This window comes from Tropicimonas sp. S265A (assembly GCF_049800835.1).
Lineage (GTDB): Bacteria > Pseudomonadota > Alphaproteobacteria > Rhodobacterales > Rhodobacteraceae > Dinoroseobacter.
This window is the reverse complement of the sequence record NZ_JBNAFU010000002.1, coordinates 397,624-422,542: the sequence shown is the minus strand read 5'-3', so window position 1 is coordinate 422,542 and position 24,919 is coordinate 397,624. Positions and strand designations below refer to the sequence as shown.

26 protein-coding genes are annotated in these 24,919 nt (G+C 64.0%); 5 read left to right on the top strand and 21 right to left on the bottom strand.

Features of this window, described 5'->3' with window-relative positions; genetic code table 11:
• Positions 1 to 23: 23 nt before the first annotated feature.
• Positions 24 to 758 (top strand): DUF1194 domain-containing protein, encoded by a 735-nt coding sequence (locus ACP15N_RS09795; protein WP_425092059.1) that lies wholly within the window; start codon positions 24 to 26, stop codon positions 756 to 758.
• On the opposite strand, the gene ACP15N_RS09790 is transcribed toward ACP15N_RS09795, so the two are convergent.
• The 8 genes from ACP15N_RS09790 to proS form a co-directional block, all read right to left on the bottom strand.
• Entirely contained in the window at positions 728 to 2,275 is a 1,548-nt protein-coding gene (locus ACP15N_RS09790) for a GNAT family N-acetyltransferase (RefSeq protein ID WP_425092058.1), read from the bottom strand. The genes ACP15N_RS09795 and ACP15N_RS09790 overlap by 31 nt on opposite strands.
• Positions 2,276 to 2,343: 68 nt before the next feature.
• Entirely contained in the window at positions 2,344 to 2,985 is a 642-nt protein-coding gene (locus ACP15N_RS09785) for a DUF3047 domain-containing protein (protein WP_425092057.1), read from the bottom strand.
• 78 nt (positions 2,986 to 3,063) lie between these two features.
• The gene (locus ACP15N_RS09780) at positions 3,064 to 3,747 is read right to left on the bottom strand and encodes an ABC transporter ATP-binding protein (protein WP_425092056.1); all 684 of its coding nucleotides are present in this window, start codon (positions 3,745 to 3,747) and stop codon (positions 3,064 to 3,066) included.
• Positions 3,740 to 5,026 (bottom strand): lipoprotein-releasing ABC transporter permease subunit, encoded by a 1,287-nt coding sequence (locus ACP15N_RS09775; protein ID WP_425092055.1) that lies wholly within the window; start codon positions 5,024 to 5,026, stop codon positions 3,740 to 3,742. The genes ACP15N_RS09780 and ACP15N_RS09775 overlap by 8 nt, the downstream gene beginning before the upstream one ends.
• 79 nt (positions 5,027 to 5,105) lie before the next feature.
• Entirely contained in the window at positions 5,106 to 5,792 is a 687-nt protein-coding gene (gene aqpZ / locus ACP15N_RS09770) for an aquaporin Z (RefSeq protein ID WP_425092054.1), read from the bottom strand.
• A gap of 99 nt (positions 5,793 to 5,891) precedes the next feature.
• The gene (locus ACP15N_RS09765) at positions 5,892 to 7,424 is read right to left on the bottom strand and encodes a trimethylamine methyltransferase family protein (RefSeq protein ID WP_425092052.1); all 1,533 of its coding nucleotides are present in this window, start codon (positions 7,422 to 7,424) and stop codon (positions 5,892 to 5,894) included.
• Positions 7,425 to 7,666: 242 nt separating this feature from the next.
• Positions 7,667 to 8,230: a peroxiredoxin gene (locus tag ACP15N_RS09760; RefSeq protein WP_425092051.1), complete on the bottom strand. Its 564-nt coding sequence runs from the start codon at positions 8,228 to 8,230 to the stop codon at positions 7,667 to 7,669.
• 1 nt (position 8,231) lies between these two features.
• Positions 8,232 to 9,569, bottom strand: coding sequence for a proline--tRNA ligase (proS, locus tag ACP15N_RS09755; protein ID WP_425092050.1), 1,338 nt, complete (start codon positions 9,567 to 9,569; stop codon positions 8,232 to 8,234).
• A gap of 167 nt (positions 9,570 to 9,736) precedes the next feature.
• Between proS and ACP15N_RS09750 the strand changes: the two genes are divergently transcribed.
• From ACP15N_RS09750 to ACP15N_RS09735, 4 genes are all read left to right on the top strand, one after another.
• Entirely contained in the window at positions 9,737 to 10,813 is a 1,077-nt protein-coding gene (locus tag ACP15N_RS09750; protein WP_425092049.1) for an AI-2E family transporter, read from the top strand.
• Positions 10,810 to 11,493 (top strand): chromosomal replication initiator DnaA, encoded by a 684-nt coding sequence (locus ACP15N_RS09745; RefSeq protein WP_425092048.1) that lies wholly within the window; start codon positions 10,810 to 10,812, stop codon positions 11,491 to 11,493. The genes ACP15N_RS09750 and ACP15N_RS09745 overlap by 4 nt, the downstream gene beginning before the upstream one ends.
• Before the next feature lie 41 nt (positions 11,494 to 11,534).
• Positions 11,535 to 13,709, top strand: a complete 2,175-nt coding sequence (locus tag ACP15N_RS09740; protein WP_425092047.1) for an RNA degradosome polyphosphate kinase — start codon at positions 11,535 to 11,537, stop codon at positions 13,707 to 13,709.
• A gap of 106 nt (positions 13,710 to 13,815) precedes the next feature.
• Positions 13,816 to 15,339 (top strand): Ppx/GppA family phosphatase, encoded by a 1,524-nt coding sequence (locus tag ACP15N_RS09735; protein ID WP_425092046.1) that lies wholly within the window; start codon positions 13,816 to 13,818, stop codon positions 15,337 to 15,339.
• Between the two features lie 14 nt (positions 15,340 to 15,353).
• Here the strand turns inward: ACP15N_RS09735 and ACP15N_RS09730 are convergent, their stop codons facing one another.
• The 13 genes from ACP15N_RS09730 to mbhE all read right to left on the bottom strand — a co-directional run bounded on the left by ACP15N_RS09730 (position 15,354) and on the right by mbhE (position 24,913).
• Positions 15,354 to 15,968, bottom strand: coding sequence for a ferric reductase-like transmembrane domain-containing protein (locus ACP15N_RS09730; RefSeq protein WP_425092045.1), 615 nt, complete (start codon positions 15,966 to 15,968; stop codon positions 15,354 to 15,356).
• 18 nt (positions 15,969 to 15,986) lie between these two features.
• Entirely contained in the window at positions 15,987 to 16,475 is a 489-nt protein-coding gene (locus ACP15N_RS09725) for a twin-arginine translocation pathway signal (RefSeq protein ID WP_425092044.1), read from the bottom strand.
• A 157-nt stretch (positions 16,476 to 16,632) separates the two neighbouring features.
• Entirely contained in the window at positions 16,633 to 16,938 is a 306-nt protein-coding gene (locus ACP15N_RS09720; protein WP_425092043.1) for an AAA+ family ATPase, read from the bottom strand.
• Positions 16,939 to 16,965: 27 nt separating this feature from the next.
• On the bottom strand, positions 16,966 to 17,967 hold the full coding sequence (locus ACP15N_RS09715) for an endonuclease/exonuclease/phosphatase family protein (RefSeq protein WP_425092042.1): 1,002 nt from the start codon (positions 17,965 to 17,967) through the stop codon (positions 16,966 to 16,968).
• 6 nt (positions 17,968 to 17,973) lie between these two features.
• Positions 17,974 to 18,657: a TerB family tellurite resistance protein gene (locus ACP15N_RS09710; protein WP_425092041.1), complete on the bottom strand. Its 684-nt coding sequence runs from the start codon at positions 18,655 to 18,657 to the stop codon at positions 17,974 to 17,976.
• Positions 18,658 to 18,707: 50 nt separating this feature from the next.
• Positions 18,708 to 19,202, bottom strand: coding sequence for an N-acetyltransferase family protein (locus ACP15N_RS09705; RefSeq protein WP_425092040.1), 495 nt, complete (start codon positions 19,200 to 19,202; stop codon positions 18,708 to 18,710).
• Entirely contained in the window at positions 19,199 to 19,570 is a 372-nt protein-coding gene (gene mnhG, locus ACP15N_RS09700; protein WP_425092039.1) for a monovalent cation/H(+) antiporter subunit G, read from the bottom strand. The genes ACP15N_RS09705 and mnhG overlap by 4 nt, the downstream gene beginning before the upstream one ends.
• A complete protein-coding gene (locus ACP15N_RS09695) occupies positions 19,567 to 19,920 on the bottom strand; it encodes a monovalent cation/H+ antiporter complex subunit F (protein WP_425092038.1) in 354 nt (117 codons plus the stop codon). The genes mnhG and ACP15N_RS09695 overlap by 4 nt, the downstream gene beginning before the upstream one ends.
• Positions 19,917 to 20,267, bottom strand: coding sequence for a Na+/H+ antiporter subunit E (locus tag ACP15N_RS09690; protein WP_425092037.1), 351 nt, complete (start codon positions 20,265 to 20,267; stop codon positions 19,917 to 19,919). Before ACP15N_RS09690 ends, ACP15N_RS09695 begins: the two co-directional genes overlap by 4 nt.
• Positions 20,264 to 21,811: a Na+/H+ antiporter subunit D gene (locus ACP15N_RS09685; RefSeq protein ID WP_425092036.1), complete on the bottom strand. Its 1,548-nt coding sequence runs from the start codon at positions 21,809 to 21,811 to the stop codon at positions 20,264 to 20,266. Before ACP15N_RS09685 ends, ACP15N_RS09690 begins: the two co-directional genes overlap by 4 nt.
• On the bottom strand, positions 21,808 to 22,242 hold the full coding sequence (locus ACP15N_RS09680; RefSeq protein WP_425092035.1) for a Na+/H+ antiporter subunit C: 435 nt from the start codon (positions 22,240 to 22,242) through the stop codon (positions 21,808 to 21,810). Before ACP15N_RS09680 ends, ACP15N_RS09685 begins: the two co-directional genes overlap by 4 nt.
• Positions 22,242 to 22,691 carry an MnhB domain-containing protein gene (locus ACP15N_RS09675; protein ID WP_425092034.1) on the bottom strand — a complete coding sequence of 150 codons (450 nt, stop codon included), beginning with the start codon at positions 22,689 to 22,691 and terminating at the stop codon, positions 22,242 to 22,244. Before ACP15N_RS09675 ends, ACP15N_RS09680 begins: the two co-directional genes overlap by 1 nt.
• Entirely contained in the window at positions 22,688 to 24,913 is a 2,226-nt protein-coding gene (gene mbhE / locus ACP15N_RS09670) for a hydrogen gas-evolving membrane-bound hydrogenase subunit E (protein WP_425092033.1), read from the bottom strand. The genes ACP15N_RS09675 and mbhE overlap by 4 nt, the downstream gene beginning before the upstream one ends.
• Positions 24,914 to 24,919: the final 6 nt, after the last annotated feature.

Sequence of the window (24,919 nt, the reverse complement as noted above, 5' to 3'; positions counted from 1 at the left end):
GACGGAAGGTAGCGGAGGTTTCCATGCTCAAGGCACTCGCAGTTCTCTTGGCGCTCACCCCGGTTCTCGCCGCCGCACAGGATGTGGAGCTGGAACTGGTGCTGATGGCCGACGCCTCCGGCTCTATTGATGCCGCCGAGATCGAGTTTCAACGCCAGGGCTACGCGACGGCGATGCAGGACCCAGCCGTTCTGTCGGCCATCGCAAATTCGGCCTATGGGCGGATCGCGGTGACGTATGTGGAATGGGCGTCAGTGGGGACTGAAGACGTGGTGGTTCCATGGCGGATCATCGACGGGCCGGACAGTGCCGCGGCCTTCGCTGCGGCGTTCGACGGACGACCCCGCCGCGCCTTCGGGCGCAACGCGATCGGGTCCGCCCTGCTGACCGGCAAGCGCCTGATCGAAACGAACGAGTATGAAGGCTGGCGAAAAGTCATCGATTTCTCGGGCGATAGTGCCAACAACTGGAACGGCCCTTCCATCGCCGAGGCGCGGGCGGAGGTTCTGGCCGCCGGGATCACGATCAACGGCCTGCCGATCCTGTGCCGCGCCTGCGCGCGCCCCGGATTGTCCGATCTTGAAAGCCTTTATGCCGAACGGATCATCGGCGGGCCCGGCGCATTCGTGATCACGGCGGACGATATGGACAGCCTCGCCGACGCGATCCGGCGCAAACTGATCCTTGAGATCGGCGGTGAGATGCCTGCGCGTGACGTCGCCGACGCTCAGCCCCCGTCGATCCAGCGCGTCCGGTAGAGGTCGAACCGACGGTCCCGCAGGTTGCGAACCGAGCCCTGCGCCCGCGCCCACTGGATATCGGCGAGGTTCAGGTCCGCCACGATCAGCATCTCCACATTCTCCGATGCCTCCGCCGCTATGCCGTCGCGCGCGAACGGGAAATCGCAGGGCGTCATGATCGCCGATTGCGCGTACTGGATGTCGAGGTTCGTGACATTGTCCAGATTGCCGACCATGCCCGAGGTAACGACATAGCACTGGTTCTCCACCGCGCGGGCCTGACAGCAATAGCGCACGCGCAGATAGCCTTGCCGGGTGTCGGTGTTGAAGGGCACAAACAGGATGCGCGCGCCTTCATCCGCAAGGCGGCGCGCGGCTTCGGGAAACTCAGCGTCATAGCAGATCAGCACGCCCACCGGACCACAGTCGGTATCGATCGTCTCGATCGCGTCGCCGCCCTTGATGTTCCAGCTGTTCTGCTCGTCCGGGGTCGGATGCAGTTTTTCCTGCCGGTGCACGGTGCCGTCGCGCAGAAAGACGTAGCAGACATTGTGAATGTCGCCGTCCTCCACGCGGGTGGCATGGCTGCCGCCGATGATGTTGATCGCGCGGGACAGGGCCATCTGTTGTAGCCGCTCCACAAACTCCGAAGTGTGTTCGGTCGTCCGCTCGATCGCCTGTTCGGGCGGAAGCTCCTCGTCCTCGCAGGACAGAAGCTGCAGCGTGAAATGCTCCGGGAATACGACGAAATCCGCGCCGTATTCCGAGGCGATGTTGGTGAAGTAGTCGACGGTTTTGTAGAACTCCTCGGTGTCCTTGAGGGTGCGTGCCGCCAGTTGGATGGAGGCAACGCGCACGACATCCGGATCGGCGCGGGTCACAGGCTGCTTGTCGTATTCCGGATCGTGGTAGGGGTTGCGCCACACCATCAACGCGGCGTGCCCGCCAGAGGGCAGATCGTCTGGCGCATAGCGTGGCAAGGCGCGCACGGGCTCGAACCCGTTGCGCATTTGAAAGTTCAGGACAGTATCCTTGATCTCCCCAGCGATGACCGCCCGCAGATAAGCATCCGGATCGCTGTATCTTGCCTTTTGGCGGCGGAACCCGGGCATACGCCCGCCAAAGGCGATGCCCTTGAGGCCAAGATCCACACACAGCCGCTCGCGCGCGCGGTAAAGTCGGTTGCCGATCCGCAGGCGGCGACGCTCGGGGTGGACCATGACCTCGACACCATAGAGCCAGTCGCCCGCGCTGTTGTGCTGTGAATTGTAGCCACCGCCTGTGATCTCTGCCCAGGTGTGGCGCGCCATGACCCTGCGCTCGCGCATCATGGTTGTTGCGGCATAGCCCACGACCTCGCCATCGTAGATCGCAACGAAGGTTCCGTTCTGAAATGCATTGATCTGCCCGGTCACCTGGCCCCGGGTATAGGGCGCTTCCTCTGGATAAACGCGGCGCGACAGCGCCATGACGCCTTCGACGTCTCGCTGCGTGGCATGACGGATTTCAAGCTTTGGGCCTTGGGCGTTTGCCATATGCACTCTCGTGGCTGCGGGTCGTCAGGGCGACCTTCGCAGCTTGCCCCGGCAGTCACAAGCAGAGCCTATTCCAAACGCAATGCCCCGATGCGCGCGCGGATCGCCCCATCCGTATCGTCGCTGTCGGCGCTCACGGCCAGGCCGACCAGAGCACTGACCTGCCCGCCGAAGGCGCGCGCGTAATCCCGTGCAAGATCAACGCTTTCGCGGTGGGACCCGGTCCCGGCCGCGCGCAGGACCACTGTCTTGCCACGCGCGCCCAGATAGGGGCTGTCGAGTTGCTGATTGCGCGCATGATCGCCCCCCCAGACATAGACCAGCACGCGGGCCTGTTCGTTCTGCAACAGCTTTCGGATGTTGCTGCCGCGCAGAGCCTCGGCCTCCGCCCGCGGCAGGAACACGAAATACATCGCGAGGTTGCGGTCGTCGCCGCCCTTGCGCGTCAGGTCGGTCGGGTCGACGCCCTCTACCACGCTCCAGTCCCAGCTTGCGCCGCGCGTGTCCCACTGCCCCGGATCAAGCTGACGATAGGCCATCGAGACGGACCCATCCGACAGAACATCCATCGTTGCACCCTGAAACCTGTAGGTGTTGGACGAAAACAACGAAAACCGCTGCGTTTTCCATGCGCCGTCAAACGGCACGGGCTCCGCAAGGGCGGAAAAAGAGCTCAACGCCAGCGCACTGGCAAGGATCATCGCACGCATAGAAAGGGCCTCCGGCTGCTTGCTTGAACCTAGCTGCACCGCGGATCACAACACACCAAACTTCGCGTGAGGACGGGGTCAGACCGGCACGAGGGCCCCACCCTCCAGCCGGACGGCGCGATCCATCCGCGCGGCCAGATCGAGGTTGTGCGTGGCGATCAACGCCGACAGCCCCGTACCGCGCACCTGATCCATCATCGCGCCGAACACCGTGTCCGATGTGTCCGGATCGAGATTTCCGGTCGGCTCATCCGCCAGCAAGAGCCGCGGCGCGTTTGCCAGCGCCCGACAGAAGGCAACACGCTGCTGCTCGCCCCCCGACAAGGCCGCAGGTCGGTGTGCGGCGCGATCCGCCAATCCGACGCTGGCCAACAGGTTTTCGGCCTTTTGGTGCGCAGCGCCATTCGCCACGCCATTGGCAAGCTGCGGCAGAACGATGTTTTCCAGCGCGCTGAACTCCGGCAAGAGATGATGGAACTGATAGATGAACCCGACGGTCTCGCGTCGCAGCGCTGTGCGCGCGGCATCCGTCAACCCCGCCACGTCTTGCCCATTGAGCCGCAGGGTACCAGCATCGGCCACATCCAGTAGACCCGCAATGTGCAGCAGGGTCGATTTTCCCGCGCCTGACGGGGCGACGAGGGCCACGACCTCACCCTGCTCGACTGTCAGGTCAACGCCCTTCAACACGGCAATCTCGGACGGCTGACCCCGGTTATAGGCCTTCGTCAGCTTGGCGATCTCAAGCACTGGCTCACTCATAGCGCAGCGCCTCCACCGGGTTCATGCGCGCCGCGCGGCGGGCCGGGAAATACGTGACCACGAAGGACAGCCCCAAGGACAACGCCACGGCGGCCAGCACGTTGCCCGCCTCCAGCTTGGCGGGCACTTCATAGATACCCCGGATCGACGGATCCCAGACCCCGCCCCCACCGACCCAGTTCACGAAGCTGAAGATCTGGTCGATGTAGATCGCGAACAGGCACCCCAGGATCACGCCCAGAACCGTGCCGATAATCCCTGTCGCTGCCCCACACAGGAAGAACACCCGCAGCACAGCGCCCTCGCTCAGGCCGATCGTGCGCAGAATACCGATGTCGCGCCCCTTGTTCTTGACCAGCATGATCAGGCCGGAAACGATGTTCATCGCCGCGATCAGCACGAGGATCGCCATGATGATGAACATCACGTTGTCCTCGATCTCCAGCGCGCGCAGAAAGGCGCTGGCGCTGTCCTCCCACGTCCAGAGGAAGGTCCCCGGACCGGACACCTCCAGCACCCGCCCGCGCCAGGCGTTCACGGCTTCGGGGTCCGTCACCATGACCTCGATCTCGTCTGCCCCGCCATCGCGGTTGAAATACGCCTGCGCCTCTGCGAAAGGCATATAGATGCGCGTTCGGTCGATGTCGTACCGCCCGAGCGAAAAGATATAGACAACCTCGTAGGACTTGACGCGCGGACTCGTTCCAAATGGCGTCTTGACCCCATCGGGGGAGATCAGGCGGATCTGCTCGCCGACATTCAGGCCCAGTTCGCGGGCGATGCCGGACCCGATGGCCACGCCCGCGCCGAAGCGCTCCAGATCGCCGCGCCCGGTCTGATCATCGGCGATGCCCGGCAGACTGACCAGGTCGCGCGGTGCCAATCCGTAGACCTCCGCGCCCGAGGTGCGTCCCTCATGCGTGCTGATCACCTGCCCGCGGATCAACGGAGCGGCACGCGTCACACCCGGCAGGTCCGAGATACGGGCGGCAATCGCATCCGCCTCCGGCAACAGCCGGGAGGTTGCGCCGGTTTCCTCGTTGTAGAAGCTGCCATAGACCGCAAGATGCGCATTCGCGCCAAGGATCGTGTCGACGAATTCGGCCCGAAACCCCGACCGAACGGACATGGTCGCAATCAACGCCATGACCGCCAGCGTGATCCCGATCAGGCTGATCCACGTCATCACGCTGACCCCGCCCTCCGCACGGCGTGCACGCAGGTAGCGCCATGCGATCATCCATTCATAGCGGGAAAAGGGCGGCGGCGACTTGGCCAAGGCGAACTCCTCAGATGCTCGTCTTCGTCATATCGCGCGTGGGGCCGGGGTCAATCGCAACCGACCCCGGGCCGTTCCGTCAATCCTCGCGCAATGCGGCCCAGATCACCGCGCCAATCACGCCGCCGATCAGCGGTGCAACCCAGAACAGCCACAGCTGCTGCAATGCGGGCCCTTCGGCGAAGATCGCAACCGCAGTGGACCGGGCCGGATTGACGGAGGTGTTGGTCACCGGGATGGAGATCAGGTGGATCAGTGTCAGGCCAAGGCCAATCGCGATCGGCGCAAATCCGTCCGGCACGCTGCCCGAGGTGGCGCCAAGGATGATGATCAGGAAAACGGCTGTCAGCACCACCTCGATCACGAACCCCGAAACCATCGAGTAGCCCTGCGGCGATGCCTCTCCGTACCCGTTGGACGCAAAGCCGCCCACGCCTGCAAACTCTGGCTGTCCCGACACGATCACGAACAGCACGGCCGCCACAGCGAGGCCGCCCAACACCTGCGCAATCCAATAGGGCGCGACGTCCTTGACCTCGAACTTGCCCGCGACCTTCAGCCCAAGGGTGACGGCTGGATTGAAATGGCCGCCGGAAATGCCACCAACGGCGTAAGCCATGGTCATGACGGTCAGTCCGAAGGCAAGGCTGACGCCCAGCCACCCAATCCCGACATCGGCCACACCTGCGGCCAGAACCGCACTGCCACAGCCGCCAAAAACCAGCCAAAACGTTCCAATGAATTCTGCCAAAGTTCTTTTGAACATCTTTTCCCTCGTTCTACGTCGCCACGCTCCGCGTGATTAAGCCTATTCTACGTCACAATCCGATAAAACTGCGACGCCTATTCGTAAGGTAAGGCGCGCTTACAGGTGAATTGGAAACCTTGCGCGGATTTCCGCATCAAGGGTCGGCTCAAATGCAGCCGAGGGCGTTGTGGCCAGAATGGCGTGCTTGCGGGCCGTGGCGCACGCCACCGGGTCCGGGCGGCCTGCTTCCTCCCACTCCTTCGGACTCATGCGGTTGCCGAAGGCGGGATAGACGAAATCCGTCTCCATCCGTGCCAGCGTGTCGCCCACACCCAGATAGTGGCCAGGCCCGCCCAGACAGACCTCGCGCATTGCCTTGATCGCGAGCGTTTCATCCGTGACTTCGATACCCTTCACGCAACGCAGCGCCTGTCCGATGACATCATCGCCCAGGATCAGCGACTCGTGACAGAACCCCAGAAGCGAAGCGTGCATCCCCGCCGCCTCGTACACCATGTTCAGTCCGGACAACCCCGCCAGAAGGTTCGAACACATCTGTTCCCACCCCGCCTGCATGTCTGGCAGCTTGGCATCCGTGGCCCCGGCTGCGGCGCCACCGGGCAGATTGTAGAACTGGTGCATCTGTGCACAGGCCGCACTCAACAGCGCCTGTTCGCCCGACCCGATGGACATCGCGCCCGTACGCAGATCGACCACGAACGGCCAGGTACCAAACACCGTCGGATGGCCCGGGACGATCGCGTTGACATAGACCAGACCTGCAAGGCACTCCGCCACCGCCTGCACAATCGCGCCTGCCAGCGTGGCAGGCGCCGTCGCCCCGGCCATGCCCGCACTCAACAACAGGACCGGCATGCCGCCGCGAATACACCCCTCCATTACCTGACAGCTTTCGGTGGCGAACTTCAGCGGGGGCACGACAAAACAGTTGGTGTTCGACACGAAGGGCCGCGCGCGCCACGCGTCCTCGCCCCCGGCAATCGCGTGCAACAATGCAAGGCACGCCTGTTCATTGCCCGGCTCGGTGATCGAGGTGCCGATATGTTTTGTGGTGCCCGAGCAGCAGGCGTAGATCGTGTTCAGGTCCAGGTCCAGATTGTCGGTCAGATCGCGTGCCACGATGGGCCGCTGCACGAAATGGATGTTGTCGAGCTGATCGGCGATCCGTGAAGCATCGTGCAAATCTTGCAGGGTGCTCTCGCGGTAGCTGCGACCATCGGCGTCCACCATGCTGACCGCAGCGCCCGCGGTACCGAAGTAAACGCGGGTGCCGCTCAGGGACAGGTCATGCCTCGGATCGCGCCCCATCATCGTCACATCCTGCGCGGCCATCGCCAGTGCGTCTTCGACGACCTGACGTGGAAACCGCAAGCGCCCGTCGGAGCCGAGGACGGCACCCGACCGGGTCATCGCCTCCACGCCGGACGGCGGCGCATCGGCCAACCCGATCTCGTCAAGCACGCGCAAGGCCGCCTCATGAATGCGCTGCACCTCGTCCGGGCTCAGGGGGGCATACCTGCCACCGGGCAATCCGGCGCGGATCGGGCGCTTGGCGTCGGCAAGCGGGGCGGCGCGCAGTGCGTGCCGGGCGGCGCGGCCGCCAGCGCGGCGAAGGCGGGTCTGTGTCATGGCAATCCGGGTGTCTGGAACGGGTCAGGGAGCGGGCGTCGGGGCCTGATCTTAGCCCAGCGGCGCGCCCCGTGCCGCGCGCCCGCGTTCCGCTCCGATGGTTCGGATCACCAGTGTAATGCGCCAATCCTCGTCAGACATCCGCGCGTCCTCCTGACCGAAATCGTGCCAGCAGGTTTCGCCCGTGTCTGTCGAGATTCCGCCGCGCACAGCGTCGCAAACAGACAAGGGGCAAACGTGGCTCAGCAGTGCGCGCGCAGCCAGGCCTCCACATTTGCAGCGTCCGCATCCGGAGGAAAAACCGGATAGAAGACCTGTGCGATCATACCGTTCCGGGCAATCAATGTCAGACGCTTGTGATGCCGCCCCTGCTCGGTGTCAAACATCGGCAGGCGCAGCGCAGCGCTCAACGCGCCCCCGGAATCCGACAGCAGCGGAAACGGCAGATGCAACCGCTGCGCGGCCTCTGTCTGGGCGTCCGTGGTCTGGGTGGATACGCCAAAGACATGCGTCGCCCCGGCCGCCTGCAACTCGGCAAACCGGTCCCGAAACGCACAGGATTGCGGCGTGCACCCGCGCGCGCCGGGAATGTCGTTCCACCCTTGTGGCAGGTCCTTCCCGGGCGTGCCCGTCATCGGATAAACGTAGAGCACAACCGCGCCATCCAACGCAGAAAGATCGACATCGCGCCCGTCGGTGGAGGGCAAGCGCAGCTTGGGCAAAGCCTGGCCGGTCAGATGGTCCGCCGCCCCGTCATCCACGGGCGTCGGCAGCGTGGACCAATCGATCTCGAACTCGGTCGCCACCCTAGCGCCCTTCGTAGATCGCTGCGACCTTGGCCACCGCTGCCTCGGGTGGCAGTTCCTCGCTCTCGCCCGTGCGGCGGCTCGTCAGTTCGACCACGCCGTTTTTCAACCCGCGCGGGCCGACCGTGATCCGCCACGGCAGCCCGATCAGGTCCATCGTCGCGAACTTGCCCCCCGCCCGCTCGTTCCGATCATCATAGAGGGGCTCCAGCCCCTTGCCGACCAATGCCTGATAGAGGCTCTCGCAGGCGGCATCGGCGTCATCGTCGCCCTGCTTGAGGTTGACGATCCCGCAATGGAACGGCGTCACGCCTTCGGGCCAGATAATCCCGTTCTCGTCATGATTGGCCTCGATGATCGCGCCGAGTAACCGGCTCACGCCGATCCCGTGCGACCCCATGTGTACGGGCACCTGTGCGCCATCTGGCCCTTGCACCGTGGCCCCCATCGCCTCGGAATACTTTGTTCCGAAATAGAAGATCTGACCGACCTCGATGCCGCGCGCCACGCGGCGGCGCGCTTCGGGCACCTCGGCGAACACAGCCTCATCATGCGTCTCGTCGGTGCGCGCATAGCGCGAGGTGAACTCTTCCAGCACAGCCTGACAGGCTTCGACACTGTCATAGTCAATCGCCCGGTCGCCAAACTTCAGATCGGTGATTTCCGCATCATAGAACACCTCTGACTCGCCGGTATCCGCCAGCACGAGGAATTCATGCGTGTAATCCCCGCCAATCGGTCCGCCATCGGCGCGCATCGGAATGGCCTGCAGCCCCATCCGCTCGTAAGTGCGCAGATAGCTGACCAGATGGCGGTTGTAGGCATGCAGCGCGTCGTCCTTCGTCAGGTCGAAATTGTAGCCGTCCTTCATCAGGAATTCGCGCCCGCGCATCACACCGAAGCGGGGGCGGATCTCATCCCGGAACTTCCACTGAATGTGGTACAGCGTCAGGGGCAGATCCTTGTAGCTTGAGACATGCGACCGGAAGATGTCCGTGATCAGTTCTTCGTTGGTGGGACCATACAGCATGTCACGCCCGTGCCTGTCGGACACGCGCAGCATCTCTTGACCGTAGTCGTCATACCGGCCGCTTTCGCGCCACAGGTCCGCCGATTGCAGCGTCGGCATCAGCATCGGAATGTGCCCCGCCCGCACTTGTTCCTCGTGGACGATCTGCTCAATGCGGCGCAGCACCTTGTAGCCCAACGGCAGCCACGAATAGATACCCGCGCTGGCCTGTTTGATCATGCCCGCGCGCAGCATGTAGCGGTGGCTGACGATCTGCGCTTCCGACGGGGTTTCCCTCAGCACAGGCAGGAAATAACGGGTCAGGCGCATCGGCGGGGCCTCTTGTCTAGGGGTGCAAACTCGCCCCGGTCTATGCCATCGTCCGTGCCTTGCCAAGCGCACAACCCGCCGGTGGCAGCCCCCGTCCCACGCGCGGCCTTGGCAAGCCCGCGCAACTGCGCCATGTATCAGGGACCCTCCACAAATCGGAGCCTCGCATGGCCCTGCCCGTTCGCCAGCAAATCATCTATTGGAGCCTCGCGGCGCTCGTTTTCTTTCTGGCGCTCTGGTTTCTAGGCGACGTCATCCTGCCCTTCTTGGTTGGCGGGGCGATCGCGTATTTTCTGGACCCTGTTGCCGACCGGCTCGAAGCCTCGGGCCTCAGCCGGACACTGGCGACAACCGTCATCGCCATCGTGGCACTGGTGATCTTCACGATCCTTGCGCTGCTGGTCATCCCGACGCTGATCAGCCAGACCATCGCACTTGGGGAGGAAATCCCCGCGATTTTCAACGAACTCAACGCCTATCTGAGCCAGCGCTTCCCGGTTCTCGAAGACCCCGACAGCACCATACGCCAGTCGCTCAGCGCGCTCGGCCAAAGCATACAGGACAACGCCGGCGAACTGGTCCAGCAGATTTTTGCCTCCGCTCTCGGCGTGATCGGCGTTGTCGTCTTCATCGTCGTCGTGCCGGTTGTTGCCTTCTACCTGTTGCTCGACTGGGACAACATGATCGAACGCATCGACGAGCTTCTGCCCCGCGACCACCAGATCACGATCCGGCGCCTTGCCTCAGAGGTCGACAAGGTCATGGCCGGGTTCGTGCGCGGGCAACTGACCGTCTGCATGATCCTCGGCACGTTCTATTCCATCGCGCTGATGGCCGTGGGTCTGAAATTCGGCCTCGTGGTGGGCGCCGTGGCCGGATTGCTGACCTTCATACCCTACGTCGGCTCCCTCGTAGGTGGCGTGCTGTCCATCGGCCTCGCAGTCTTCCAGTTCTGGGGGGATCCGGGCTGGATCGTCGCCGTGGCGTTGATCTTCATCCTCGGCCAGATGATCGAGGGCAACTACCTGACGCCCAAGCTGGTCGGCGGGTCCGTAGGGTTGCATCCGGTCTGGCTTTTGTTCGCACTGTCGGCATTCGGGACCGTGTTCGGCTTTGTCGGCATGCTGGTGGCTGTGCCGGTGTCTGCCATGATCGGCGTTTTGGTCCGCTTTGCCATCGCGCACTATACCGACGGACGCCTTTACAAAGGCCTCATGGCGCAGGACACCCGGCCAGAGGAATGACGACCGAGCAACTCACCTTCGATCTGCCGCCGCAGCCCGCGATGGGCCGAAACGACTTCATCAAGGCCCCCTGCAACAAATCCGCCCTTCTGGCCCTGTCGGACTGGGGGCGCTGGAACGGTGGGCGTCTGGCATTGTGCGGCCCGGCCCGCAGCGGCAAGAGCCATCTGGCCCAGATCTTCGCACTGGAAAGCGGCGCCGCGATCCTGCCAGCCGAAGCGCTGGAGGCAGAGATGGTTCCCGACCTGCCCCTGCGCGTCGCGATCGAGGATGCCGACCGCCTGTTCGGCAAGATCGCCCAGCAGGAGGCGCTGTTTCACCTGTATAACGATCTCGGCGCGCGCGGCGGCCGATTGCTGATCACCGGACTTGGCACACCCAGTCAGTGGCCCATCGTCCTGCCCGATCTGGCCAGCCGCGTGCAATCCATGCCCCTGGCCAGGCTCGGCCCGCCCGATGACGATCTTCTCGGCGCACTTCTCGCCAAACTTTTCCACGACCGGCAAATTCGTCCGCCCGAGAAACTGCTGCCGTATCTTCTGGCCCGGATGGAGCGATCCTTTGCCGCTGCGCATCAACTGGTGGCCGAACTTGACCACCGCACCCTCAGCGAGGGGCGCGCACTCAACACGGCGCTGGCTGGCGAAGTTCTGGAAAGTATGGCAAACGCAGACCTCTAACCGTCATCAAACCTTCATAGCTTTTTAGCACTAGCTGGACCATGACCCACGCGAACTTCCTATCGGACCCGTTTCCCACCCCAATCGAAATGCCGGAGGACCAACGCACCGGCCCGAAACGGTTTTTCAACCGGGAACTGAGCTGGCTCGCGTTCAATTTCCGCGTCCTCGAAGAGGCGATGAACACCCGCGTGCCCCTGCTGGAACGAGTGCGGTTCCTGTCGATCTCGGCGACGAACCTCGACGAGTTCTATTCCGTGCGCGTCGCGGGCCTGCGCGAACTGGCCCGCGAGGGCAACACGACGCCCGCCGCCGATGGCCTGAGCCCGGCCGACCAGCTGGTGTTGATCAATGCCGAAGCCCGCAAGCTGATGGAAGTGCAGCAAACCACGCTGGAGGCGCTTCTCAAGCTGCTGGAAGACGAAGGCATACAGGTGCTGGACCGCGAGCAGCTGACCAAGGAGGACCGCGACCACATCGACGCTGTGTTCATGTCGCAGGTCTTCCCGGTTCTGTCGCCGCTGGCCGTCGACCCCGCCCACCCGTTCCCGTTCATCCCGAACGAGGGCTTCTCGCTGGCCCTCACGCTGAAACGCACCAAGGACGGGCGGGAGCTCAAGGCGCTTCTGCCGATTCCCGCGCAGATCAACCGCTTCCTGAGCCTGCCGGAGGATAACGGCACCAAGCGGTTCCTGCCGCTGGAGGACCTGCTGCTGCACAAGATCCCCGACCTCTTTCCCGGGTACAAGCTGGCGGGCCACTGCGCCTTCCGCGTGTTGCGCGATAGCGACCTGGAGGTCGAGGACGAGGCCGAAGACCTCGTGCGCGAGTTCGAAGTCGCCCTGAAACGCCGTCGCCGCGGCGAGGTCGTGCGCTTGAAACTGTCGGCCGATGCCCCGGCTCGGTTGCGCTCGGTCGTGGTCGAGGAATTGCGCGTCACGGAAGAAGAGATCATCGAGATCGAAGGCCTAATCGGCCTGTCGGATCTGAAGGAACTGGTGCTCGACAGCCGGCCCGACCTGCAATGGCCGACCTTCACCCCCCGCGTGCCGGAACGCGTGCAGGACCATGACGGCGACATGTTCGCCGCGATCCGCCAGAAGGACATGCTGCTGCACCACCCTTACGAGACCTTCGATATGGTCATCCGGTTTCTGGCCCAGGCCGCCCATGACCCCGACGTCGTGGCGATCAAGCAAACGCTGTATCGCACCTCGAACGAGTCCCCCATTGTCGACGCGCTGTGCGAAGCGGCCGAGAATGGCAAATCCGTCACGGCCCTCGTCGAACTGAAAGCCCGCTTTGACGAGGCCGCCAATATTCGCCAGTCGCGCAAGCTGGAACGCGCGGGTGCCCACGTGGTCTACGGGTTTCTGAACTACAAGACCCATGCCAAGATCAGCACGGTGGTGCGCCGCGAAGGCGACAAACTTGTCACCTACACCCATTACGGGACCGGAAACTACCACCCGATCACCGCGCGCATCTATACCGACCTGAGCCTGTTTACCTGCGACGCCGCGCTGGGGCGCGACGCAACCAAGGTGTTCAACTATGTGGGCGGGTATGCCGAGCCGGAAACGCTGGAGAACCTGTCGATCTCGCCCATCGACATGAAGTCCAACCTGATCAAGATGATCGAGGCCGAAGCCAAACATGCCGAGGCGGGCAAACCGGCGGAGATCTGGGCAAAGATGAACTCCGTCATCGAACCCGACGTGCTTGACGCGCTCTACGACGCCTCGCGGCGCGGCGTGAAGATCAGCCTTGTCGTGCGCGGCATCTGCGGGTTGCGCCCGGGCATCATCGGACTGTCGGAGAACATCCGCGTCAAATCCATCGTCGGCCGGTTCCTCGAACACTCCCGTATCGTCTGCTTTGGCAACGGGCATGGTCTGCCCGCCAACAAGGCGCGCGTGTTCATATCGTCTGCCGACTGGATGGGACGCAACCTGAACCGCCGGGTGGAAACCCTGGTCGAGATCAACAACAAGACCGTCAAGGCCCAGATCGTCAGCCAGATCATGGCGGCCAACATGGCCGATACCGCGCAGACATGGGTGCTCATGCCCGATGGCAGCTACACCCGCGAACCGGTTCCCGCGGACGGTTCCATGTTCAATTGCCACCGGTTTTTCATGGAGAACCCCTCGCTCTCGGGGCGCGGATCGGCGGGGGCGGCTGATGTGCCGGAACTGGCCCATACAACGGACTAAGCGCGCCGCGTAACCCGGCCCGAGACGCGAATTTTTTCCGTTGACGTTGCAGCCCCCGAGTTATTAACGTCGCCCTGCGACCGAGGGGGAAGCGAACGGAGTTCCCGTGAAAGACGAAGACTGGGGACCGTTCGGCAGGCCGTTATTCGAGGATCCGTCCGCGCGCGCCTTGCGTCGGGTCGGGGTCATTGATGTCGGGTCCAACTCAGTCCGCATGGTTGTATTTGACGGCGCGGCCCGCTCGCCCGCCTACTTCTACAACGAAAAGGTCATGGCCGGCCTCGGCGCCGGTCTGTCTCAAACCGGACACCTCAATCCAGAGGGACGCGTCCGGGCCATGGCGGCGATCAAGCGCTTCGTGCTGATCGCCAAGTCCATGGAAGTCACCCCGCTGGTAGCTGTCGCAACAGCTGCAATGCGGGAGGCGGAGGACGGTCCTGCGTTTCGGGAGGAGGTAACGCAGGAGACCGGCCTCCGCCTCTGGGTTATCGACGGCACCGAAGAAGCCCGGCTCAGCGCGCAAGGCGTTTTGCTGGGCCGTCCGGAGGCAGAAGGGCTGATCTGCGATATCGGCGGCGCGTCGATGGAACTGGCCGAGGTCGGCAAGGGCCGGGTTGGCCGCCGCGCGACCTCTGCCCTCGGGCCGCTGAAACTCAGGGATATCGAAGGCGGCAAGAAAGCCCTCAAGTCTCATATCGCGGATCAGTTGGAGGCGTTGAAAGACGCCGTGCCACCGGGCGCGGACCGGCTGTTTCTTGTGGGCGGCTCCTGGCGGGCCATTGCACGACTGGACATGATCCGGCGTGATTACCCGCTGACCGTCCTGCACGAATACCGCATCGCACCCAACAGCCTTTCGGACACGCTGGACTTCATCAACGCCCACGAGGTCGAAGACCTGCGCACGCTCTCTGGCATCGGCGAGGCCCGGATGAGCCTCGTGCCCATGGCGGCCCATGTTCTGCGCCATCTTGTGGACGCCTACGCCCCCGCAGAAATCATCGTCTCAAGCTACGGCATCCGTGAAGGGCTGCTCTATGAACAGATGCCCGAGAAACTGCGCAAGCGCGACCCGCTGATCGAGGCGTGCCGCCATGCGGAGGCCCAGTCCGCCCGCATCCCCGGGTTCGGCCGCTCCCTGTTTTCCTTCATCTCTCCGCTGTTCGAGGGCGAAGACTGGTCGCGCCTGCGCCTTGTGAAGGCAGCCTGCCTTCTGCACGACATCAGTTGGCGCGCCCATCCCGACTACCGCGCGGAAGTCTGCTTCGACACGGCCACGCGCGCCAATCTGGGGGGGCTGGACCATTCCGAACGCGTTTTTCTGGGACTGGCCCTGCTGCACCGGTACAAGAACAGCCGCAGCGGATCCCGGTTCGAGCCCTATTTGGGCCTTTTGAGCGAAGACGAACAGAACCGCGCCGAAACCCTCGGCAAGGCCATGCGCTTCGGAGCGATGCTCGCTGCGCAGGATTCAGCGAAAATGGGCGCGCTGCGTTACGACAAGGACGCGGCACGGCTGGAGCTCAGGCTGCTCCCCGAGACCAGCGCCCTGTTCGGGGAGGTCGCCGATGCACGCTTCAAGTCCCTTGCCCGTGCCCTGAACGCAGACCCGGTGGTTCTGGGCGCCTGATGCAGCACCCAAGGTCAGGGGGCGCTTTTGCGCCGGGCCGTCGCCCAGACCCTCAGGTCAGCGATGACCTTGGCGGTGGCAACGAGGATCAGCGCGCATAAAACGGTCTTGGACACGGTGCCCATCGCGCCCTCCACCCGCAGGGCATGGACGACGCTGCCTGCGATAGTCACAGACACCAGAACGGTGTGTCCCACGCGCCAGACCCGCGGGCGCAGTCGCAACCTGCGCCGAAACGCTGCCAACAGCCCGGCTGCAAACACCGCCCACATCGCGATCACACCCCAAACGGCAAACGGCGTGGGCGAAACGAAGAGCAAGGCGTCAATCACATCCGGCGGGCTGGTTATCCACAGGCCCAGCACATGCACCACGACCGCCAAGATCAAAAGCGACCCCGTCACACGGTGCACGCGCCGCCCCGGCAGCACCGGCACCCCCGGCAGGTACCCGCCTGCGAGCAAGGGCTGCACCAGCATCAACGCCAATGCGACGATCCCGGCAAACCCCGCAGCAATGTAGACCGGCTCACGCCACGCCAGCAGCGGGCTGCTGGCGGCAACCGCCAGAGGCACCGCGATGGCCGCGGCAAGCGCCGCCCAGATCAGAAGGAAACGCGCCCACCGCATCCGGCGTCAGCCCGGAAATCAGGCCGGTTGCAAGACGAAATGAGCGCTGAGCGTCTTGTCCGACCGGCGCGCCATGATCGGGCGCAGGAACACCGTCTCGAACGCATCGTCGTCATAGGCCAGATGTCCGTGCGGTTGCCCGAAGGCCGGGACGATCTGCGGCATCTCCAGACGGAACTCGCCGTTCGCGTCCGTCAGCGTCGCGCCATGGCTTTGGGGGTCGCGCTCATGGCCTTCGGTGGTATGGGCCCAGATCTGGATGCGCTGACCGGGCAACGGCGCGCCGTCTCCGGCGCGGCGCACGGTGCCGGTCATCCAGAACCCGCCACCGCCGATGCGGTCCACGATGGGCGCGCCGGGACGGTAGTTGTTGGACCCGCCCCGCATGGACGGGGTCGGGGCGAGGCCCTGCGCGCGGGCGGGCACGGACAGGCCAGCGGCCCCTGTGGCCACGGCTGCGCCACTGGCGGCCAGAAGGGTACGGCGGGTGAACAGAACGTCAGTCATGTGGATCTCTCCTGTCGGCGTTCGAATGGGTCAGATCAGATCGATTTACAGGGAACATAGTCCGTTTTCCCCTGCCGTTGAGGTGGGAACGCCAGCCGCGCTGATAAACCGAAGTCACGGGGACGTGACCCACATGGGCAACGCCCCGCGCATCCGCTCACAACTCGATGGGATCTTCCGCCTCGGGGTCGGCGGGTGCCCATGGAGGCGCATCCGGCCTGCGCCGGATGATGATATCGCCGTTGTCCAGAACCTCCGGCGCCTGATAGGCCGTGATCTCGTCCACCAACGCTTCAAGTTGCAGGAAAAGTGGCGCAAGCTCCCCGGCGAACTCCTGCATCAGGCGCCGCGCGCCTTCGGAAAACAAGTCCAGCCCTTCTTCGATCCCGTCCGGCTCCTGCGCTGAAACCGGCTGGGTCAGCGCCGCGATCACTGCAATGGCCCCGACAGAGTTTTTCAGCATCTCATCCTCCCCTCATCGGCCCAAAATCTATAGCGCCGCTTCGTAGACCACGGGAAAATGATCCGACGCGGTCAGCAAAGCTTCACGCAACTGCATGTCAGTGTAACAAGCCGGATCGTCAAACGGGTGAAAAATCCGCCACGTGCCCTCCTCTGCGCGCAGACCGTCCGAAATCATGATGTAATCCAGCAGGGTCGACAGGTAGCGCTTGGTCTCGCGGTTGTAGAACCGTGCGGTTGTGGGCACTGCCCCCAGACGCCGCTGCAGCGCCTGACTGGCATGCGGATCGTAAAGCTTCGGCCCGTTGCCTTCGCCCAGCACGATCTCCACGCCCGAGCGCCCGAACAACTTTTCATACTCGTCCAGCCCCGGACCATCGTTGAAGTCGCCCAGCACGATCAAATCGTCGCCCGCTTGCAAATGCGCCTCCACCCGACGGCGCAACCAGATGCATTGCGCCAGTTGCTTGCGCCGGTTCTCGATCGAGATGCGCTTTGCCTGCGCGTCGGACCGCGCTCCGTGCGGGGCCTTGGATTTCGCGTGCACGCCGATCATCCGCAGCATCCGCCCTGCCCGCGTCGTCACCTCCAGTTCCAGCGGCGGCTTGGACCAGCGGATCGGATCGGGGCGGGCATCGACATCCACGTCCAGCTCGAACGCCTGATCAAACCGCACCGCACCCAGGTTGGACGGCGCATGCCGCACGCTGAGCGTATCGCGATCATAAAGCAGCGCAATCTCCTGCTGGGTGTCGTTTGAAAACCCCAGAACCGCATCGCGGATGCGCAGGCCAAACCGTGCGGCAAAGCCTTCCAGCGCGCGCACGGTGCTACGGTGCGGGCTGTGATCCGGAGCCTCGATCACCATCACGGCATCTGCGTCCATCGCCTGAAACACCGTGCCCAGAGCCTCCGTCTGCTGGGCGCGGGTGACGTTATGGCGCCGTGACCAGCCGCCATCGGCGATCAGCTGGTCACTGTCATCGAAAAGCTCGGTGAACCATTCCACGTTGTAGGTGGCGATACGCATCGCGACTCAGACCGTTTCCCGGCCCGCGATCTCTTCCCAGGCGCGGTTGATGGCGATCAGCCGTCGTTCAGCCAGCTTGACCGCCTCTTCGGGAACGCCGCGTGCCATCATCCGGTCGGGGTGGTTCTCGCGCACCAGCGCGCGCCACGCCGCCCGCGCCTCTTCGGGGCTGGCGTCGGGCGACACGCCCAGAATGTCATACGGGTCCGGGTCCGCATCGGGGACGTATTGCGCCCGCAAGCGGCGAAAACAGGTCTCCGACAGACCGAAAATCGCGCCGACACTATGCAGGAACTCATCCTCCGCCGGGTGATACTCGCCGTCCGCCATCGCGATGTGGAACAGCCCCTCCATAAGGTCGGTCAGGGCTGCATCATCCTCGCCAAACATGCTGCGGATCTTGTGGGCATAATCCTCGAACCCGGTGACATCCTGCCGGGCGAGGTTGAACACCTTCGCGGCGGCGGGCTCGTCACGGGGTGCAATCGTGAACACTTCGCGAAACGCCGTGACCTCGTCCCGGGTCACAAGGCCGTCGGCCTTGGCCATTTTGGCGCTCAGGGCAATTGTCGCGATGGTGAAGGCCACGGACCGCTCTGGCGGCGCGCGCAGCTTTTCGAAGACATCCGACAGGCTTTCGCCCGAGGTGAAAGCCGCAACGGCATCGGCAATGCGGGTCCAGATCGACATGGGCGTGTCATACCGCATTGCCGGGGGGCTGTCAGGATGAAAGCCTCAGATCACAGCAGCTTTCGCACCAGCACCAGATCCATGAGCCTGCCGAACTTGAAGCCAACCTCCGGCAAAAGCGCCATCTGGCTGAACCCGAGCGCTTCGTGAAACGCGATGCTGTCGGTGTTGGTGCCCGAGATTCCGCCCCAGATCGAGTGCGCCCCACCTGCGCGCGCATGGGCCTCGATCTGCGCCATGACGCGACGCCCGAGCCCATGCCCGCGCGCCCGGTCAGACAGAAAAATCGTATGCTCTACCGTGCGGGCATAGCCGACCCCGGGGCGGAACGGGCCGTAGCCTGCGAACCCGATCACCCCTGCCCCGTCCCGAACAGCCAGAAATGCGTGGCCGGCCTCTGCCCGCTGCGCCATCAAGGCCAGAATGTCAGCTTCGGTTTTCTCGACACTGTTGAAGGTGATGTCGGTGTCCCGGATTGCACCGGACCACAACGCCGCGATCCCCGCCGCATCGGCGGCAGAGGCGGACGCGATCCGGGGCGTCATTCGGCGGGCGACCTGTCCGTCGGTGCGACCTCGTTCTCGCAGATGAACGCGTCGCGCGATTTCTCCGCGACACCGGGCGTGAACACCGGCACGCGCGACTGGAACGCCGCCCGCGCGATCAGATGCGCGCCAATCGGGGCGGTGAACAGCAGAAACAGGATCACCGCGATTTCCTTGACCATGCCCTCGCCGGAGGCCCCCACAGCCACGGCCGCCGCGATCATGCCAACCCCCAGCGTGCCCGCCTTGGTGGAGGCATGCATCCGGATATACACATCCTGCATCCGCACCACGCCAAGCGCCGCGACAAAGGCGAAGATACCGCCGACGATCAGCAGAACCGCGGCAATCCAATCCGTTGGGCTCATGTGTCTTCCTCCGACCGCGTGGAGCTCATGCCCGTGTAATCTCGGCCAGAGCGCAAGATGAACCGCGCTAGCGCAACGGTGCCCAGAAACGCCACCAGCGCCAGAACCAGCGCGGCATCAAGATATGTCTCCACCTGGCTGGACAACGCAAACAATGTCAGCAGCGCCACCAGCAGGATCGAGATCAGGTCCAGCGCCACCACGCGGTCCGGCAGGGTCGGCCCCTTGAGCAACCGGTAGGTGGTCAGCACGAGGGCCGCTGTCACCATCACGAAGGCAAACAGCACGGCAAAGGCCAGCGGCCCTTCCTGCCGTGTCTCCAGCAGCAGATCAGACAGCATCCCGATCATGGGTTCACCCCCCGTGTCGCGCGCAACACGCGCCGCTCGATCCCATGTTTCAGCGCGGCAATCTCCCCTTCCGGGTCCTCCGCGCCGAACATCGAATGGATCAGCAATTCGGTCCGGTCCGCGTTCAGGTCGATCGACAGGGTCCCGGGCGTCAGCGAGATGATGTTTGCCGTCAGCATCAGCTCCATGTCCGTCTTGGCATCCAGCGGCATCACGATGAACGTCGGGCGCGCCTTCATGTCCGGTGTCAGCACATCCCATGCGACCCGCAGGCTGGAGACGAACAGTTCATACACGAAATAGACCGCCAGATTAATGATCCCGTAGACTTGGGTCAGAACTCTCATTGCGCCACCTCCGCCACGATCAGGTCCGCCTCTGCCGCGCGCGCCTCGGCCACGGCATCCGGTCCCAGGACCACTTCCACATAGGCCAGCGGATCAAGCAGCGTAACCGCCGCCTCTTCCGCCACGGCATAGAGCGGCCCGGCCCCGATCCCGATAATCACCGTCATGATCGCCAGAACCGCGATGGGCAGGACCATCGACCGCGGGGCTACAGGCATGTCTGCAGTGGCCGCCGTGGGATGATCCTTCCAGAAGGCCGCGAGCCAGATCTTGGTCATCGAGAATAACGTGATCAGCCCGACCGCCAGTGCGGCCACGGCCACCCACCAATCGCGGGCCTCAAGACTGGCCTGCACGATGATGAACTTCGCCCAGAACCCGCTGAGCGGCGGAATACCTGCAAGACTAAGCGCCGGGATCAGGAACAAAAGCGCCAGCAGGGGGGAGGCTTTCAGCAGCCCGCCGATCTTGTCCAACTCCTCCGACCCGGCCTTCCAGCGGATCACACCGGCGACAAAGAACAGGTTGGCTTTGACGATGATATGGTGGAACAGGTAGAAAATCGCACCGATGATCGCCAGCGGCGTGAACAGCGCCAGCCCCAAGACCATGTAGCCGATCTGGCTGATGATATGGAACGACAGGATGCGCCGCACGTCGTTCTGGGCCGCGGCCCCCAGAACGCCCACCACCATGGTCAGCACTGCCCCCACCAACAGCACCGGTTGCAGGAACGGGCCGGAGCCGTCAAACACGGTCGTGAACACCCGCAGCAGCGCGTAGACGCCGACCTTTGTCAGCAGGGCTGCAAACAGCGCGGAGGTGGCAAAGGCGGGCGTGTGATAGGACGCCGGCAACCACGCAAAGACCGGGAACATCGCGGCCTTGGCCCCGAACGCGAACAGCAGCATCGCGGCGGCCGCGAGGACCGCCGTTTCCGATTGCCGGTCCGCCAGAACCAGGTGCAGGTCCGCCATGTTCAGCGTGCCTGCTGCCCCGTACAGGATGCCGACGCCCGACAAGAAGGCGAGGGTCGCGATCAGGTTCAACCCGACGTATTTGACCGCCGCATCGACCTGGTCACGCCGCCCCCCGATGACCAGAAGCCCGAAGGACGCGATCAGCATCACCTCGAACCAGACATACAGGTTGAAGACATCACCGGTCAGAAACGCGCCGCACACCCCTACCAGCAAGGCATGGCTCAGCGAATGGAACCCGACGTGGCGTTCGTTCTCGGTCACGTCCAGCCGGCTGTAGATAACCACCGCGACCGCGACGATCCCGGCGATCACAACCATCGCCGCCGACAGGATATCGGCAAACAGGGTGATGCCGAACGGCGCGTCCCAACTGCCCATTTGGGCGGCGACGGGGCCATTGCCCAGCACCTGCGCAAGCAGCACGAGGCCTGAGACCAACAGCGCCACCGCCCCAAGCAGCGACGCCGTGTCCCCCGCCGTGCTCCGGCGCAGGATCAGCGTCACGATGGACGTGATCATCGGGATGGCGATAGGCCAGACCAGAAGCATCTCGCCGCTCATTCCGCCACCTCCATCCGGGTCCGGTCATAGGCAAGTGCGGGGTCGTCTTCGACAGGGGGCTGCACGGCGGCCGCGGTCAGGCTGACCGGCTCGCAGGCCCGCATCGCGTCCATCTCGGTTGTGCCGAGCGATTGCCAGGCCCGAAAGGCCAGAGCCAACGCAAAAGCCAGCAGGCCGAACCCGATCACGATGGCGGTCAGGATCAGCGCTTGCGGCAGCGCATTCGCCACGCCCGCCGCCGGCACCTTTTCGCCCGACACCACGAAAGGCGGTGTCGCATAGGTCAGCCGCCCGGCCGCAAAAATCGCCAGGTTGGCCGCGTTGGACAACAAAACCAGCCCGAACAGAAACCGGATCAACTGCCCACTCATCATCAGATAGGCACCACCCGCGACCAGAAAGCCGACAAGGCCTGCAAACACCAGTTCCATCAGCGCGCGCTCTCTTTCTCGGTATAGACCGCCTCTTCCAGCGCGAAGATGATCGCGCAGACCGCCCCCAGGACGGTCAGGTAAACGCCCGTGTCGAACAGCAGGACGGACCCCACAGGCACGCCGACCGTGCCCAGCTCCGGGTCATAGCTGTAAAACGGCCAGACCCCTTGCAGGAACGCCCCGCCATTGGCCGCGCCCCAAAGCCCACCCGCAACGGCGCAGGCCAAGCCGATGCCGGCCAGCGTCAGCGGATCAATGCGCAACATACGACGCGCTTCTGCGATGGAGGCTGCAACCGCATACAGCGCAACGCCGATCACCGCCATCAGCCCGCCGATGAACCCCCCACCGGGCGCATTGTGTCCGCGCCACAGGATCAGAAGCGACGCGATCAGAAAGATCGGAAGCAACACGCGGGTTGCGGTTTTCAGGATCGTGGAATTCATGACTTATCGTCTTTCTTGGCCAAAGCCCGCTTGCCCGCCGTCAGCGCCGCAACGGCCGAGACGGCCGCAACCAGCACCACCGCAACCTCGCCCAGCGTGTCGAGCGCGCGGAAATCCACGAGGATCACGTTGACGACGTTCCGGCCAAACGCCTCGGGGTAACTTGCGGCATTGAAGAACTCGGTGATCCGCGGATCAAACGGCGTCATCAGGACCGCCGCCAGCACGAACGCGACCCCCAGCCCGAGGGCTGAGGCAATGACAGCATCCCCCGCCCGGAAATTTACCTCACGCGGCATCTTGGGAAGTTTCACGAGCGCCACCGCAAGGATCAGAACCACCAGCATCTCGACCAACAGCTGCGTGATCGCGACGTCGATGGCCGAGTAGAACACGAACAGGATCGCGATCCCGGCCCCGACGATCCCCAGCGCGGTCAACCCGTAAAGCCGCGACCCGGTGCGCAGGACAACCGCCGCCGACACCGCGATCAACAGACAGATCGTCAACGGGATCAGACCGGGCAGCGACACCGGCGGCGCGAACGCGTCCCGAGACGACAGGTGCGCCGCCCAGATCAGAAGCGCGAGCACTACGAACGCGGTCCGCAGGTATACGGTCATCTGGCCGCCCTGCACGGTGCGCGCGGACCAGGATGCAAACGCCTTGAACGATTTCAGCAGCAGGAAATAGGTAGCGTTCGCGTCAAGCCCCCCGGTGAAGTTCTGCGATCGCAGGGAATTGCGGATCTCCCGCCGCCCGTAGAACAGGGCAAAACCCAGCGCGAAGGTCAGCAGCGACAGCATCAGCGGCAGGTTCACCCCATGCCAGATCTTCAACTCAACCGGTTTCTCTCCCGGCAGGATCGACTGCACGACCGGCGTGATGATGGCGCCGTCTATCAACGACGGCACAACCCCGAACAGCAGCCCCAGCACAGCCAGGAATGCAGGTCCGATCCATAGCCAGACCGTCGGGTCGTGCGGGGATTTCGGCGTCTGGCAGAGCTTGCCAAAGAACGGCGCGATGGCCACGAGCCCGGCCGCCGCCACCATGTTCGCATTGGCCAGCAGGGCGGCCGTGGCCACGAACAGCGGCTCTGTCACGACGCCAAGGCTGGCCTCGTAGATCAACTCCTTGCCGATAAACCCTATGAAGGGCGCGAACCCGGCCATGGACAATCCCGCCAGCAGCGCGATGGTCAGCGTGATCGGCATGGCGCGCGCCAAGCCACCCAACTGCGTCACCTCGCGCGTACCCGTGCCCTTGTCGATCAGCCCGACCGTCAGGAACAGTGCGGCCTTGTAGAGCGCGTGCACAACCAGAAAAACCGCCACCGACATTGCCGCATAGCGCGTCCCACCGCCCAGGAACATCGTCAGCGCGCCCAGCGCCATGACGGTCGTATAGGCCAGCATCAGTTTCAGGTCGGTCTGCTTCAGCGCCAGGATGGACGTCCAGACCATCGTCACGGCGCCGACGATCGTCAGTGTCCAGAACCACACCTCCGTACCGCCCAGCGCCGGGGTCAGGCGCGCCAGCAGGTAGATGCCCGCCTTCACCATCGTGGCAGAGTGCAGATAGGCGCTGACCGGCGTGGGGGCCGCCATCGCACCCGGCAACCAGAAATGAAACGGAAACTGCGCGGATTTGGTGAACGCGCCCAGAAACACGAGGATCAGGATCGGCAGGTACATCGCCGACGCCTTGATCACATCGCCCATGGCATTCATCTCCGACAGGCGGAACGTGCCCGCCTCCGCCCCAAGCAGGATCAACCCCGCCAGCAGTGCAAGACCACCAAGACCTGTGACGAGCAGCGCCTGCAAAGCGTTGTCCCGGGCCTTTTCCTTTTCATGGTCGAACCCCACCAAAAGGAAGGAGGTGATCGTCGTGCCTTCCCAGAACACGAACAGCGTGATCGCGTCATCCGCCAGCACCAGCCCCAGCATGGAAATGGCAAACAGGCTCAGCAGAACCAGCAACATCGTCAGCTTGGGATGCCCTTTGAAATAGGCGGCTGCATACAGGAAAATAATCGCGCCGATGCCCGTCACCATCAACGCGAACAGCAACGACAAGCCGTCCAGCAGGAACGCAAACTCGATGCCTGCGCCAGGAATCCAGGGGCGCGACCATGTCAGCACCTCTCCGGCGGCGATTTGGGGGATGAACCCAGCGAACCAAAGGGCGGCGAGCGCACTCAAGAGGGCGGGGAGCATAGTCAG

Excerpts from the sequence above, each read along its gene's own strand:
- ACP15N_RS09795 (WP_425092059.1), top strand. The coding sequence starts at position 24 with ATGCTCAAGGCACTCGCAGTTCTCTTGGCGCTCACCCCGGTTCTCGCC.
- ACP15N_RS09790 (WP_425092058.1), bottom strand. The coding sequence starts at position 2,275 with ATGGCAAACGCCCAAGGCCCAAAGCTTGAAATCCGTCATGCCACGCAG.
- ACP15N_RS09785 (WP_425092057.1), bottom strand. The coding sequence starts at position 2,985 with ATGCGTGCGATGATCCTTGCCAGTGCGCTGGCGTTGAGCTCTTTTTCC.
- ACP15N_RS09780 (WP_425092056.1), bottom strand. The coding sequence starts at position 3,747 with ATGAGTGAGCCAGTGCTTGAGATCGCCAAGCTGACGAAGGCCTATAAC.
- aqpZ (WP_425092054.1), bottom strand. The coding sequence starts at position 5,792 with ATGTTCAAAAGAACTTTGGCAGAATTCATTGGAACGTTTTGGCTGGTT.
- ACP15N_RS09765 (WP_425092052.1), bottom strand. The coding sequence starts at position 7,424 with ATGACACAGACCCGCCTTCGCCGCGCTGGCGGCCGCGCCGCCCGGCAC.
- proS (WP_425092050.1), bottom strand. The coding sequence starts at position 9,569 with ATGCGCCTGACCCGTTATTTCCTGCCTGTGCTGAGGGAAACCCCGTCG.
- ACP15N_RS09750 (WP_425092049.1), top strand. The coding sequence starts at position 9,737 with ATGGCCCTGCCCGTTCGCCAGCAAATCATCTATTGGAGCCTCGCGGCG.
- ACP15N_RS09745 (WP_425092048.1), top strand. The coding sequence starts at position 10,810 with ATGACGACCGAGCAACTCACCTTCGATCTGCCGCCGCAGCCCGCGATG.
- ACP15N_RS09740 (WP_425092047.1), top strand. The coding sequence starts at position 11,535 with ATGACCCACGCGAACTTCCTATCGGACCCGTTTCCCACCCCAATCGAA.
- ACP15N_RS09730 (WP_425092045.1), bottom strand. The coding sequence starts at position 15,968 with ATGCGGTGGGCGCGTTTCCTTCTGATCTGGGCGGCGCTTGCCGCGGCC.
- ACP15N_RS09725 (WP_425092044.1), bottom strand. The coding sequence starts at position 16,475 with ATGACTGACGTTCTGTTCACCCGCCGTACCCTTCTGGCCGCCAGTGGC.
- ACP15N_RS09720 (WP_425092043.1), bottom strand. The coding sequence starts at position 16,938 with ATGCTGAAAAACTCTGTCGGGGCCATTGCAGTGATCGCGGCGCTGACC.
- ACP15N_RS09715 (WP_425092042.1), bottom strand. The coding sequence starts at position 17,967 with ATGCGTATCGCCACCTACAACGTGGAATGGTTCACCGAGCTTTTCGAT.
- ACP15N_RS09710 (WP_425092041.1), bottom strand. The coding sequence starts at position 18,657 with ATGTCGATCTGGACCCGCATTGCCGATGCCGTTGCGGCTTTCACCTCG.
- ACP15N_RS09705 (WP_425092040.1), bottom strand. The coding sequence starts at position 19,202 with ATGACGCCCCGGATCGCGTCCGCCTCTGCCGCCGATGCGGCGGGGATC.
- mnhG (WP_425092039.1), bottom strand. The coding sequence starts at position 19,570 with ATGAGCCCAACGGATTGGATTGCCGCGGTTCTGCTGATCGTCGGCGGT.
- ACP15N_RS09695 (WP_425092038.1), bottom strand. The coding sequence starts at position 19,920 with ATGATCGGGATGCTGTCTGATCTGCTGCTGGAGACACGGCAGGAAGGG.
- ACP15N_RS09690 (WP_425092037.1), bottom strand. The coding sequence starts at position 20,267 with ATGAGAGTTCTGACCCAAGTCTACGGGATCATTAATCTGGCGGTCTAT.
- ACP15N_RS09685 (WP_425092036.1), bottom strand. The coding sequence starts at position 21,811 with ATGAGCGGCGAGATGCTTCTGGTCTGGCCTATCGCCATCCCGATGATC.
- ACP15N_RS09680 (WP_425092035.1), bottom strand. The coding sequence starts at position 22,242 with ATGGAACTGGTGTTTGCAGGCCTTGTCGGCTTTCTGGTCGCGGGTGGT.
- ACP15N_RS09675 (WP_425092034.1), bottom strand. The coding sequence starts at position 22,691 with ATGAATTCCACGATCCTGAAAACCGCAACCCGCGTGTTGCTTCCGATC.
- mbhE (WP_425092033.1), bottom strand. The coding sequence starts at position 24,913 with ATGCTCCCCGCCCTCTTGAGTGCGCTCGCCGCCCTTTGGTTCGCTGGG.